Below are 12,167 nucleotides of genomic sequence, written 5' to 3' on the forward strand. Positions count from 1 at the left end.
GGGATCGGCGATGACGCACCGGATTGTGGTTTGTTCTACATGTGATGGCATGGATGGCAAAAGCTTTGCCGCCGATTTGCGTGCCGCGTTGTGTGATCGGTCCATGGCGTTCGAGGTCCAGGACCACGATTGCATGTCAAACTGCGGTCGTCCGCTGAGCCTGGCGTTTTCGGCTCCGGGCAAGGCGACGTATCTTTTCGGCGATATCGACCCGACCTGCGATCTTGACGACACATTGGCCTTTGCAACGCTGTACGAGGGTTCGCCCGATGGTTGGATCGAGGATGCGCGCGCTGCCGGGCGGCTGCGCCATTGCCTTGTGGGGCGTGTTCCGGCCTGAGGTATCATTCGATCACAAGCCCCGCATGGGCCTCGATCGGGGTACCGTTGATCGCAAGCTGGCTGTGGTCGTTGGCGTTCAGGGTGACCCGGATTTTGTGGTGACCTAAGGGCAGGGCGTCAAGCTGAAACCACGGTCCATAGGCGCGGGCGATTTTCACGCCGTCAAGATAGACATGCGCATGGCCCTCGCCCGGCACATGCGGCCCGTTCACCGCCTCGGGGGCAAAGGTGAAATCGGTGATCGCGATATGCAGGTTGCGGCTTTGCGGCCCGTCGGGGTGCAGGCTTAGCCTGATCTGCGGCGCGGGGCCGGTCACATCGGTCAGCTTGGAATGATCGGGCCCGTTGGCGCCATGATCATGGGCATTGTGATCATGCACCGAGCCAACCTCGGCGTGTTCGTGCCCGGTCAATTCGGCACCGGTGGTGGCGGCCAGAAGAAAGCCGAAGCCGACGCCGAAAAACAACCCGATCAACAGAAAGGCAAAGGTTTTCGGCATCAGTGCTCTCCTTGTGTGGTGCCCCGGCGGCGAACCGCCGGGGCGCGTTGGTTAGCCTTCGGCGCTTTCGCGGGTCCAGAAATATCCGGCCAGTGTGCCCAAAAGCGTCCATGCCGCAAATCCGACGCCAAGCGCGCGGGTGGCGAACAGCGAGGCAAGCTCCGGCGGGACAGGCCCAGCAAAATTCTCCGGGTGGGGAGCGCCGATCACATGCGGCGCCAGCAAAAGGGCAATCGCCGCGGCAATCATCACGGGCGCACGGCCAAAGGCGATCAAGGCAAGTGCAAGCGCTGTCGCGATCGCCGTGCCCCACCACCAGATCTGGCGGGCGGTGATGTCGGTGTAGGCGCCGCCGGGCACTTCGGGGGGCAATGATACGGCAGGGGCGAAATGCAAGGCTACGAAACCGGCCACGCCCCAGAGCAGTCCGGTGCGCGCATCAATCCGTGCGCCGCGTTCGGCGGCAAGCCCCATGCAGGCCACAAGCACGAGGCCATAACCGACATAGATCAGCGCCGAGAACAACAGGCTCAGCCCGTCGCGCATTGCATCGAACCCCGGCAATTCGGGGGTGGCACCGGTCGCGCCCTCTCCGAAATGCACAAGAGTGCCTGTCTCATACAACTCGGCGTGCAAAAGCACCGGCTGAATGAACATGAACTGCAGCAGGGCGGCTATCAGCCCTGTGCAGAACCCAGCGAGCAACGCGCTGGTTACAATTTTGGAAAACATGGTTTAGTGGCAGGGAAAGCCGGTCGCGTGGCGCACGTCATGGGCCGCGTCATGCAGGGCAGAGGCCTGAACATGGCCGGCGATCGTGACGATGCCCAGCCCGAGGACCATGGCGGCCACGAAGGGCAGAACGGTGGATTTGGCGGCGGTTTGAACCAGTGCAGTCATAGCGGTATCTCCTTTGCGCCTCTCACCCGAGGCGGGATTGACAAACGCAGGGCTGGTCTCCTGGCTCGCGGGTCGTCGCCTTACTGTCGCCTTCCGGGATCTTGCGGTCCAGTGGCATTTGACAGGGGCTCACCGCTTACAGTCGCGGGGGCGGCTGAAGAATAGGCGCCCTGTTTGGGTCCACCATCACTTCATTCCCAATTCATCCCCTGGCGCTTTGCACCTTTAGCGGGGAACCTTGCCCATTCGGTATGAAGTGCGGCGCGGGCTGCGTCAAGGATGTTTCCGACCGCTTTCGGTCTTTCCGCGTCATGGGTTTCGGCGAGGTATTGCTGGGGATTGCGCAATATTGTGTGGATAACTTGCTTGCGCGCCCAATATGATGTGGTTGAACGTTGACAGGGGCCGCGTGGCTTGGCCACACTCGGGGTTGAATGGAATCACTGGCCGGATGGCCGCAACCCCCAACCCGAGGCAAACGTGCAGTTCTCGAAACTCAGATTGACCGGCTTCAAGAGCTTTGTTGATCCCACCGACCTGATCATTGCCAATGGGCTGACCGGGGTGGTGGGGCCGAATGGCTGTGGCAAGTCCAATCTGCTTGAGGCGCTGCGTTGGGTGATGGGCGAAAATCGCCCCACTGCGATGCGCGGCGACGGGATGGAGGACGTAATCTTTGCCGGGGCGTCCACCCGCCCCGCACGCAATTTCGCCGAGGTGGTGATCCAGCTTGATAACTCCGACCGGCTTGCGCCCGCCGGGTTCAATGATTCCGATAACCTTGAAATCGTGCGCCGCATCACCCGCGACGTGGGCAGCGCCTATAAAGTCAATTCCAAGGATGTGCGGGCGCGCGATGTGCAGATGCTTTTTGCCGATGCCTCGACCGGGGCGCATTCGCCCGCCCTCGTCCGTCAGGGGCAGATTTCCGAGTTGATCAACGCCAAGCCGAAAGCGCGCCGCCGCATTCTGGAAGAGGCGGCGGGCATTTCGGGACTCTATCAGCGTCGCCATGAGGCGGAATTGAAACTGCGCGCGGCGGAAACCAATCTGACCCGCGTAGATGACGTGGTCGAGCAGCTTTCGGCACAACTGGCACAGCTTGCCCGCCAGGCACGGCAGGCGGCGCGCTATCGCCAGATCGGCGAGGAACTGCGACTGTCCGAAGGGCTGTTGCTATATCGGCGCTGGAAAGAGGCCGATCTTGCGCGGGCCCGCGCCGAGGACGACCTGCGTGAGCGCACCACCGAGGCCGCACGTGCCGAAAAAGCGGCCCGCGAGGCGGCCAGGGCGCGGGGTCTGGCCGAAGATGCATTGCCCGCGTTGCGCGAGGAAGAGGCGATAGCGGCGGCAATCCTGCAACGCCTCACGGTACAGCGCGACACCCTGAGCGAACAAGAGGCCAACGCCCGTGAGCGGATCGAAACGCTTGAACGGCGGATCGAACAGCTTGCCCGTGATATCGAGCGCGAGACCGGCCTGAACCGCGATGCGGGTGAAACCATCGAGCGGCTGGACTGGGAGGCGCGCGAGCTTGCCAAGGGCGCCGAAGGCCACGAGGATCGGCTTGAAGAGGTGCAGGCCGTTGCGCGCGAAGCGGCCCAGATCCTGCAACAGCGCGAAAGCGATCTGAGCCAGATGACCGAGGACATGGCCCGCCTGTCCGCGCGCCACCAATCCGCGCAGCGCCTGCTTGACGACAGCCGCAAGACCCTTGCCAAAAGCGAGGCCGAAGCCGAGCGCGCCCGCGTCGCACAGGCCGAATCGCGCGCTGCACTTGAAAAGGCCAGCGCCGATCACGCTGCCGCCGAAGCCGCCGAAACCGCGTCTGTGGCCGCCGCCGAAGCCGCCGAAGCCGCGCTTGTCGCCGCTGACGAGGCCCGCGCCGAGGCGCAATCGCTCGAGGCCGAGGCCCGTGCCGGGCGCTCTGAGGCCGAAGGCGAGATGAACGCCCTGCGCGCCGAGGTGTCGGCCCTGGCCAAGCTGGTGCAGCGCGACACCGCCGAGGGGGGCCAGATCATGGACCGCCTTCAGGTTCAGCAAGGTTTCGAAAAGGCGCTTGGCGCGGCCCTGGCGGATGACTTGCGCGCCCCCGAGGTCGAGGCCGATGGCCCGTCGGGCTGGGCCGTTCTGCCGGGGTATCAAACTCCGCAGACCTTGCCTGCCGGGGTGACGGCGCTGACCAATCACGTGTCGGTGCCCGAGGTTCTGGTGCGGCGCATGGGGCAGATCGGTCTTGTCGATCCTGACGATGGCCCGCGCCTGCAACCCTTGTTGAAACCCGGTCAGCGGCTGGTCAGCGTCGAGGGTGATCTCTGGCGGTGGGACGGATATCGCGCCTGGGCCGAGGATGCGCCAAGCGCTGCGGCGCTGCGATTGCAACAGCTCAACCGGCTGGAAGAACTCAAGCAACAGCTTGAACACGCGGCGGCGCGGGCCGACGGCGCGATGCAGGCCCATGAGGCGCTGCGCGATCAGCTTGCCCGGCGCACCGAGGAAGACCGCGCCGCGCGCGATGCGCGCCGCGCCGCTGACGCCGCGGTGAACGAGGCCAACCGCGCTCTGAGCCGCGCCGAGGCCGACCGCAACCTTGCCGGTTCGCGGCTTGACTCGCTTGGCCTTGCCGTGACCCGCCACGAAGAAGAGGCGATGTCGGCGCGCAAAGACCTGTCGGACGCCGAAAAGGGTCTTGCCGATCTGGGCGATCTTGATGAGGCGCGCGCCGATCTTGAGGACATCAAGCTAACCGTTGAAGCCGCGCGCATGACGATGATGGCCAAGCGGTCGAGCCAGGATGAATTGCGCCGCGAGGGCGAGCGTCGCACCCGCCGCAGTCAGGAAATCGCCAAGGAAATCAGCGGCTGGCGTCACCGTCTGGAAACGGCCGAAAAGCGCAGCGAAGAGCTGGCAGAACGCAAGGCAGCCTCCGAAGTTGAACTGGCAGATGCCAGTGCCGCGCCGGAAATCCTTGCCGCGAAGCGCTCTGAGCTGGGCGAAGAGATCAATCGCAGCGAAGCCCGCCGCGCCGCCGCAGGCGATGCGCTGTCCACGGCGGAAGGCGTCGCCCGTCAGGCCGCGCTGGACGAGCGCGAGGCCGAGCGCCTGGCCTCTGAAGCCCGAGAGGCCCGCGCCCGCGCCGAGGCCCGTACCGATGCCGCGCGCGAAACCCTGTCTTTGTCCGCCGAACGTATCCGGGACGCCCAGGAGACCACGCCCGAAGCGTTGCTTGAGAGCCTTGGCGCCGATCCCGATGCGATGCCCGCCTCTGATGCGATCGAGGCCGACGTCAACCGGCTCAAGCGGCAGCGCGATGCGCTTGGCGCCGTCAACCTGCGCGCCGAGGAGGACGCGCAGGAGGTTCAGGCCGAGCATGACGAACTGGTCCGCGAAAAGATTGATCTGGAAGAGGCAATCAAGACCCTGCGCAATGGCATTGCCAGCCTTAACCGCGAGGGCCGCGAGCGGCTTTTGACCGCTTTCGAGCAGGTGAATTCAAACTTTACCCTGCTGTTCCGGCATCTCTTTGGCGGCGGCGAGGCCAATCTTGTGCTGGTCGAAAGCGACGATCCGCTTGAGGCCGGGCTTGAGATCATGTGCCAGCCGCCGGGCAAGAAGCTTTCGACGCTCAGCCTGTTGTCGGGGGGCGAGCAGACGCTGACCGCGCTGGCGCTTATTTTTGCGGTGTTCCTTGCCAATCCGGCGCCGATCTGCGTGCTCGACGAGGTCGACGCGCCGCTGGATGATGCCAATGTGACACGGTTCTGCGACCTGCTGGACGAGATGTGCCGCCGCACCGAAACGCGGTTCCTGATCATTACCCACCATGCTGTCACCATGAGCCGGATGGACCGCCTGTTCGGTGTGACAATGGCCGAACAGGGCGTCAGTCAGCTGGTTTCGGTCGATCTCAAGAAGGCCGAACAGATGGTGGCGTGAAGCCTCTGATCCCCGACAGCTTTGCCCCGAAGGGCCAAAACGAAAACGCCGCCCCGAGGGACGGCGTTTTTTTGTGTGATGCAACGGTGGGGTGTTCAGAAACCCAGGCCGGCATATTTGTTTTTGAACTTCGAAACGCGGCCACCGGCATCCATCAGACGCGAGGTTCCGCCGGTCCAGGCGGGGTGTACCGTCGGGTCGATATCAAGCGAAAGCGTGTCGCCTTCCTTGCCGTAGGTCGAGCGCATCGGAACGATCGTGCCGTCGGTCATCTTGACGTCGATCAGGTGGTAATCGGGGTGAATGTCTTTTCTCATCGGAGACGTCCTTACGCTGAAGCGCCCGAGAGGGGCTTGTAGTTGGCGTTTTCCGCGATACGGGCCGATTTGCCGCGACGCGAGCGCAGGTAGTAGAGCTTGGCGCGACGAACGCGGCCACGGCGCACAACCTCGATGCTGTCGATATTGGTCGAAAAGAGCGGGAACATACGTTCGACGCCTTCACCAAAGGAAATCTTGCGGACGGTGAACGACCCGGCAATGCCTTTGCCGTTGTTGCGGCCAATGCAAACGCCTTCAAAGTTCTGAACGCGGGTGCGTGTGCCTTCGGTCACCTTGTAACCGACGCGGATCGTGTCGCCGGCCTTGAAATCGGGAATGGTTTTCCCGAGCGAGGCGATCTGTTCCGCCTCCAACTGAGCGATAATATCCATCGCTTCTCTCCTAATCTGCTTGCGGTTATTCCGCAAAGGTGTGTCGCGTCCTCAGAGCTCTTGGTCTTCTTCCGGGTCCGCAGATGCGCCCGCCAGAGATCAGGTCGTCATTATTTAATCCGTCTACGGCGTTTCTTTCTGCGCGCCCGAGATGGAGGGAAGAACCTCCGCCGCGGCATCACGTGACAACGCCATACGTCCCCGAGTCGGAAAACCGACCGGGAACAGGCGGTGTTTAAGAGGAATATGCGCCTGAGGCAAGGAGTTTTGTCGGGGAACGGGCGACGGAATTTTCGCCTGCCCCGCCAAGCCGGGCCTAGCCCGGTTTTTGACGGTTCTGATAGGCGTCCCAAAGGTCCGGGCGGCGTTCGGCGGTGATTTTCTCGGACATCTCATGTCGCCACCGGGCAACCTTGGCGTGATCGCCAGAGGTCAGAATTGCGGGGATCTCTCGGCCCATCCATTCGGCAGGGCGGGTATATTGCGGGTGTTCCAGCAATCCGTTGGAATGGCTTTCCTCAAGCGCGCTTTCGGCATTGCCCAAAACACCGGGCAAAAGCCGGACGGTGGCATCAATCAGGGCCTGCGCCGCGATCTCGCCACCGGTCATGACGAAATCGCCAAGCGAGACCTCCTGAATTCCGTAATGTTCGATTACCCGCTCATCCAGCCCCTCGAACCGCCCACAGATCAGGGTTGCGCCGGGGGCCTGCGAGAGGCTTTGCACCATTGCCTGATCCATGCGTTTGCCGCGCGGGCTGAGATAGATCAACGGCCAGCCTGACGGTGTGCCGGCCTGGGCCTGCTCGATCGCGCGGCCCATGACATCGGCGCGCAGGACCATGCCCGCACCACCGCCCGCAGGCGTGTCATCGACGTTGCGGTGCCTGCCCTCGCCAAACGGGCGCAGGTCGATGGTTTCCAGCGCCCAAAGCCCGTCTTGCAGGGCGCGGCCAGTGAGACTTTCGCCCAAAATGCCGGGAAAGGCCTGTGGCAACAGGGTGATTACCTTGGCTGTCCATGCGCCGACAAGGCGGGGCGTGGGGGTGATCAGCTCGCGGGGCTGTGCCGTGGCGCTGATGGATTTGCGCCCGTGGGATCTGGTTAGGTTTGTCATAGGCTGGGGCCTTATCCTGCGGATTGGGGGGCGGGCAAGATTTTTCGCCGAATTTTCTTTGGATGGGTCAGGCCAGACGGTTGCGGCGGTACATGCGCAAAAGCTCGCGTTTGGCATCTTTCAGAGAGGCATCATCAATCTCTGACCGGTTGAGCGCCAAAAGCGCCTCGGCGGCATCGGCGGGCTGCAAATTATGTGCGCCAAGCGGGGCGAGGGTTTGCGAGGGGATATCCAGCAGGTCAAGCGCGGCCCCAAGCGGGCCCGCCCGGTGCTGCGCGATGGTTTCAAGGGCGGTGGCGGTCACCAGGGCCTGATCGCCAACGGTGGCGTGGGTGTTGGTGACGATCCGGTCCAGGTCTGCCGCAGGCGCAAACTGATCGCGAAATGTTTCGAAATCGTCCACAAGACGGTGCGCGCGCAGGTTCTGCCAGTACAGGCTTTTGAGCCAGGGCCCTGTTTCGCGGGTGGTGAACCAGATTGTGATCTGTGCCTGTGCCCCGAAATGCGCCCGCAGTGCGGAACTTGCGGCAAGCATCAGGTCCGGGGCGGCATCATAGGTCCCGACGCCGGAAAGACCGGGCAAGGCACCGCCAAGGTCTTCGGAGCTGATGAGCAGGGCACGGGGATCATCGCGCGACTGCGAGGTGATGGAGGTTTGAAAGTGGTCTGAGAACCGCGCGAGCAGGTCGGGGGAGCGCGTGGTGGAATAGCGCCGCGCCGCCCGGGCCGCCTTGATGATATCCGGCGTGAGAAGAACCCGCAGATGCGGCGCAAGATCGTCCGCCCGCGCCATCGCCCCGCGTTGCAGGCTAGAGGTGCCGGTCTTGTGGAAGCCGGGATGGAGCAGGATGCGCAAGGTTAAAACAGGCCGTCCGGCGGATCCGCAATGATCCGGCCCGCAGCCAGATCGACCGTTGGCACCGCTTGCAGGGTAAAGGGCAAAAGCACGACGGCGCTTGCCCCGGGCCCCTGGATTTCAAGAATATCCGAGGCGCCGTGATTGAGCACGCTCTTGACCTGGCCCAAAAGACTGCCGCCGGTGTCATAGACCTCAAGCCCGATCAGGTCGGCATGGTAATATTCATCGTCGGGCAGATGCGGAAGCTGATCGCGTTCGGCATAAAGCCGGGTGCCGCGCAGGGCGTCGGCGGCCTCTTTGTTGCCGATACCTGTCAGGCGCGCACTAAAGCCGTTCTTGAGTTGCCCGGTCAGCGTAACACCGAAAGACCGCTGCCCGTCTTCCGATGTCAGGGGGCTGTATTCGGCGATATCCTCGGGCGTTGCGGTAAAGCTTTTCAGGCGCACCTCGCCGTGCACGCCAAAGGCGCCGCCAATGGCGCCGACACAGATGCGGTTTTCGTCACTCATCGGCGGAGTCCCCTGCAAAGCCCGTCCTGCGCGATGCCTTGGGCGGCGACGCAGCGTTGGGTGTGCTGATAGCGTTCAAATACGATTCCGGCCAGAAAAACCAAACTCATGAAGACAAGCGTGCGGATCGGCCGAAACATGATCTAGCGGGTCTCGATGGCCAGGGCATCACGGCGGGTTTCCCAGCCTATCAGCTCAAGCTCGGGCGTGTCATTGCTGGACTCGGGCCAGCCGACGCAGAGATAGGCCACCAGGGTCCAGCCCTCGGGAACGGCCAGATCCTGGTTGAGTTGCAGCGGATCAAGGATCGACACCCAGCCCACGCCAAGCCCGCGCGCCCGCGCGGCGAGCCAGAAATGGGTGATCGCACCGACCACCGAATAGCGCCGGGTTTCGGGCATGGTGCCCGCCCCAAGACCGGCCCCCTGGGCCGTGCTGTCGTCGCAATAGATGGCAAGCTGAACCGGAGATTCCTGCATGCCGGACAGTTTCAGGCTACTGTAGATGCTGGCTTTTTCGCCGCTATAGCCATCCAGCGCACGTTGATTGGCCGCCGTGAAATTGGCAAGGGCGGCGGCGCGTGCGGCGTCACTTTCCAGGCGGATCACGCGCCAGGGCTCCGAGAGGCCGACAGAAGGCGCAAGCCGAAAGGTGGCGAGACACTCTTGCAAGAGCGCCTCGTCCACCGGATCACGGCGGAAGCGGCGCACGTCGCGCCGCCACCGCATGAGATCAAGCAGGTCGTTCTGGAAGTCTTGGGAAAAACCTGACATTCCAGCGATCATCCCGCTTACTCTTCTGTACCGGCCTCTGCCGCGGGCTCTTCGGCCGGGGCCGCAGCAGCTTCGGCAGCGGCGGCCGCCTTGGCGGCTTTCTCTTCAGCGCGGTCCTGGGCTTTCTTGCCGGGGGTGCCTTTTTTCAGGTTGGCACGCTCGGTTTTCGGCACAACGCCGGCAGCTTCAAGCATGCGGCTGATGCGGTCGGTGGGCTGGGCGCCCTGGGCAAGCCAGTGCTGGACGCGCTCGATGTCCATTTTTACGCGCTCTTCGCTGTCTTTCGGCAGAAGCGGGTTGTAGGTGCCCAGTTTCTCGATGAAACGGCCATCGCGGGGCATGCGGCTGTCGGCCGCTACGATGCGATAGAAGGGGCGTTTTTTGCTGCCGCCGCGGGCGAGACGAATTTTCATAGCCATTTGATGTTCTCCTTTGAATGGCGTGGGTCAGGGGGCGTTTGTGCCGCCTTACGATTGGTGTTGTTGATGGTGTCGGATCACTTCAGCGATGATGAAGTTGAGAAACTTTTTGGCGAATTCAGGGTCGAGATCGGCCTGATGAGCCAGGTCTTCGAGCCGCGCGATCTGGGTCGCCTCGCGGGCGGGATCGGACGGGGGAAGGTCGTGTTCGGCCTTGAGACGGCCAACCGCCTGGGTGTGCTTGAAGCGCTCGCCAAGGGTATAGACAAGGATCGCGTCAAGCCGGTCGATCGACTCGCGGTGGCCTTTCAAAAGCGCGGCGGCACGGGTGCTGGAATCAGTCAAGGGGCATCCCTTTCGGTTTGAACAGCGGGTCGCAATAGTGGCTTATCTCAAGCTCGATCCCGTCGGCGATCTGGCCGGATTTCAGACGCTCGGGCGAGGGGTGACGATAGACGGCATCATTGCCGTCGATGGTACGCGCATCCTTGTCCTTGACCGCGCCAAGGCGTTCGGCAAGCCGGATGCTGTCAAGGTTCTTGGGGTCGATATAGCTGACTGCGCCATCCCAGCCCTGCGTTTCATAGAAATAGCGGCGCACGGCACTGGTTGCTTCAAGCGCATAGCCCTTGCCCGCCTTGTTGGGCCAGATGATCCAGGCGATTTCGCGTTCGGGCCATGCGGCAGGAAACCAGCCGCCGGCCATGCCAAGCGTCGCATCACTGTCCTTGTCGTGGATCATCCACATGCCAAAGCCGCGGATTTCCCAATGGCCGATCTCGGCGGCATAGAGCATCCATGCCTCGTATTTGTTCAGCGGCCCGCCCATGAAGCGCGAGCGATACGAGCTGAACGTGGCCTTGAAATCGGGGTAATCCTCGGGCGTGGGCCCGCGCAGCACAAGGCGGCGCGTTTCGATGGTGGGGATGCGCGACAGGGTCATGCGTAGGCCTCGACCGAGCCGTCATCGTCTGCGTCACGCTCGAACAGGTCACCGGGTCCGGGGTGGCGATACAAAAGATCGTGGCCCATGTGGATGTTTTCATATTCGCGCTCGAACCAGGCGCCAAGCCGTTCGGCAAGCGCAACAGAGCGGGTGTTGCCCGGCACGATATTCGAGGTGAGCGTGGTGAAGCCGAGATCCTGATAGGCATAGCGGCGCGCCCGTTCGGCGGCCTCATGGGCGATGCCCTTGCCCTCAAAGCCGTCAAACACGACCCAGCCAAGCTCGGGTTCGGGCCAGCCTTCGGGGTTCCAGATGCCGCTGATGCCGACGGTCTCGCCGGTGTCTTTCATCTCGATGCTGAAATAGCCATAGCCGTGGATATGCCAATGTCCGACGTTCAACGCGAACCAGCGCCAGGCCTCGCCGCGGTTGGGCGCGGCGCCAAAGCCGCCCGCGCGCGCCTCATCCAGAAGAAACGCAATCACCGGCTCGATATCGCGCGGCTCGGGGCCGCGCAGGATCAGGCGCTCGGTTTCAAGAATGGGGGCTTGGGTCAGGCTCATGGTGTTATTTCTTTTTCCCAAAGCCGGACAGGCCCGGGGGAAGGCCCATGCCGCCGCCCATGCCACCAAGACCGCCCAAACCACCGGGAAGCTTGCTGCCCATGGCGCGCGCGGCCTCTTCCATGGCTTTGGGGTCGTTCATGTCGGGCATGCCGCCCGCGGCGCCTTTGCCGCTGAACATGCCCTTCATGGCCTGTTTGAGCATGCCGCCCTTGCCCATCTTCTTCATCATGTCGGCCATCTGGCGGTGCATCTTCAGAAGCTTGTTCAGCTCGGAAACCTCAAGACCGGCCCCCGCCGCGATCCGCTTTTTGCGGCTGGCCTGAAGCAGGGCGGGATTGGCGCGTTCTTTCTTGGTCATGGATTGCACGAGGGCAATCTGGCGGGTGATGATCTTGTCGTCGAACCCGGCGTCCTGCACCTGTTTGGCCATTTTGCCCATGCCGGGCATCATCCCCATCATGCCTTCCATGCCGCCCATCTTCTGCATCTGTTCAAGCTGCATCTTGAGGTCGTTCATGTTGAACTGACCCTTTTGAAAGCGCTTCATCATCCGCTCGGCCTGTTCGGCCTCGATGGTGGCCTGGGCCT

At 63.1% G+C, this 12,167-nt stretch carries 15 protein-coding genes, 1 pseudogene and 1 riboswitch; of the genes and pseudogenes, 2 read left to right on the plus strand and 14 right to left on the minus strand.

Features of this window, described 5'->3' with window-relative positions:
* Positions 1–10: 10 nt before the first annotated feature.
* Positions 11–340 (plus strand): DUF1636 domain-containing protein, encoded by a 330-nt coding sequence (locus QZ522_RS05905; RefSeq protein ID WP_294608647.1) that lies wholly within the window; start codon positions 11–13, stop codon positions 338–340.
* Between the two features lie 4 nt (positions 341–344).
* On the opposite strand, the gene QZ522_RS05910 is transcribed toward QZ522_RS05905, so the two are convergent.
* From QZ522_RS05910 to QZ522_RS05920, 3 genes are read right to left on the minus strand one after another with little or no spacing between them, the layout of a single operon-like run.
* Positions 345–842, minus strand: a complete 498-nt coding sequence (locus QZ522_RS05910; RefSeq protein ID WP_294608649.1) for a hypothetical protein — start codon at positions 840–842, stop codon at positions 345–347.
* Between the two features lie 51 nt (positions 843–893).
* Positions 894–1,574 (minus strand): CbtA family protein, encoded by a 681-nt coding sequence (locus tag QZ522_RS05915; RefSeq protein WP_294608651.1) that lies wholly within the window; start codon positions 1,572–1,574, stop codon positions 894–896.
* 3 nt (positions 1,575–1,577) lie between these two features.
* Positions 1,578–1,742, minus strand: coding sequence for a CbtB domain-containing protein (locus QZ522_RS05920; RefSeq protein ID WP_073198549.1), 165 nt, complete (start codon positions 1,740–1,742; stop codon positions 1,578–1,580).
* A 32-nt stretch (positions 1,743–1,774) separates the two neighbouring features.
* Positions 1,775–1,998: riboswitch (cobalamin riboswitch) on the minus strand.
* Positions 1,999–2,222: 224 nt separating this feature from the next.
* On the opposite strand from QZ522_RS05920, the gene smc reads away from it, so the two are divergent.
* The gene (gene smc, locus QZ522_RS05925; RefSeq protein WP_294608676.1) at positions 2,223–5,678 is read left to right on the plus strand and encodes a chromosome segregation protein SMC; all 3,456 of its coding nucleotides are present in this window, start codon (positions 2,223–2,225) and stop codon (positions 5,676–5,678) included.
* Positions 5,679–5,773: 95 nt separating this feature from the next.
* Here the strand turns inward: smc and rpmE are convergent, their stop codons facing one another.
* From rpmE to QZ522_RS05980, 11 genes and pseudogenes are all read right to left on the minus strand, one after another.
* Positions 5,774–5,995 (minus strand): 50S ribosomal protein L31, encoded by a 222-nt coding sequence (gene rpmE, locus QZ522_RS05930; protein WP_073198553.1) that lies wholly within the window; start codon positions 5,993–5,995, stop codon positions 5,774–5,776.
* Between the two features lie 11 nt (positions 5,996–6,006).
* Positions 6,007–6,390 carry a 50S ribosomal protein L19 gene (gene rplS, locus QZ522_RS05935; protein WP_294608657.1) on the minus strand — a complete coding sequence of 128 codons (384 nt, stop codon included), beginning with the start codon at positions 6,388–6,390 and terminating at the stop codon, positions 6,007–6,009.
* 316 nt (positions 6,391–6,706) lie between these two features.
* On the minus strand, positions 6,707–7,507 hold the full coding sequence (gene trmD / locus QZ522_RS05940; protein ID WP_294608659.1) for a tRNA (guanosine(37)-N1)-methyltransferase TrmD: 801 nt from the start codon (positions 7,505–7,507) through the stop codon (positions 6,707–6,709).
* A gap of 67 nt (positions 7,508–7,574) precedes the next feature.
* A complete protein-coding gene (locus QZ522_RS05945; RefSeq protein WP_294608661.1) occupies positions 7,575–8,363 on the minus strand; it encodes a hypothetical protein in 789 nt (262 codons plus the stop codon).
* Between the two features lie 2 nt (positions 8,364–8,365).
* Complete coding sequence (gene rimM / locus QZ522_RS05950) at positions 8,366–8,875, minus strand: ribosome maturation factor RimM (protein ID WP_294608663.1); 510 nt, start codon at positions 8,873–8,875, stop codon at positions 8,366–8,368.
* A 143-nt stretch (positions 8,876–9,018) separates the two neighbouring features.
* Entirely contained in the window at positions 9,019–9,648 is a 630-nt protein-coding gene (gene bluB, locus QZ522_RS05955) for a 5,6-dimethylbenzimidazole synthase (RefSeq protein WP_294608665.1), read from the minus strand.
* A gap of 17 nt (positions 9,649–9,665) precedes the next feature.
* Positions 9,666–10,067: a 30S ribosomal protein S16 gene (rpsP, locus tag QZ522_RS05960; protein WP_294608667.1), complete on the minus strand. Its 402-nt coding sequence runs from the start codon at positions 10,065–10,067 to the stop codon at positions 9,666–9,668.
* A 48-nt stretch (positions 10,068–10,115) separates the two neighbouring features.
* Entirely contained in the window at positions 10,116–10,412 is a 297-nt protein-coding gene (locus QZ522_RS05965) for a chorismate mutase (protein WP_294608669.1), read from the minus strand.
* On the minus strand, positions 10,405–11,010 hold the full coding sequence (locus QZ522_RS05970) for a GNAT family N-acetyltransferase (protein ID WP_294608670.1): 606 nt from the start codon (positions 11,008–11,010) through the stop codon (positions 10,405–10,407). Before QZ522_RS05970 ends, QZ522_RS05965 begins: the two co-directional genes overlap by 8 nt.
* Positions 11,007–11,576 (minus strand): GNAT family N-acetyltransferase, encoded by a 570-nt coding sequence (locus QZ522_RS05975; protein ID WP_294608672.1) that lies wholly within the window; start codon positions 11,574–11,576, stop codon positions 11,007–11,009. Before QZ522_RS05975 ends, QZ522_RS05970 begins: the two co-directional genes overlap by 4 nt.
* 4 nt (positions 11,577–11,580) lie before the next feature.
* Positions 11,581–12,167: pseudogene (locus tag QZ522_RS05980) on the minus strand (signal recognition particle protein); the annotation flags it as partial.

It is taken from the genome of uncultured Roseovarius sp., from assembly GCF_913054395.1.
Lineage (GTDB): Bacteria > Pseudomonadota > Alphaproteobacteria > Rhodobacterales > Rhodobacteraceae > Roseovarius.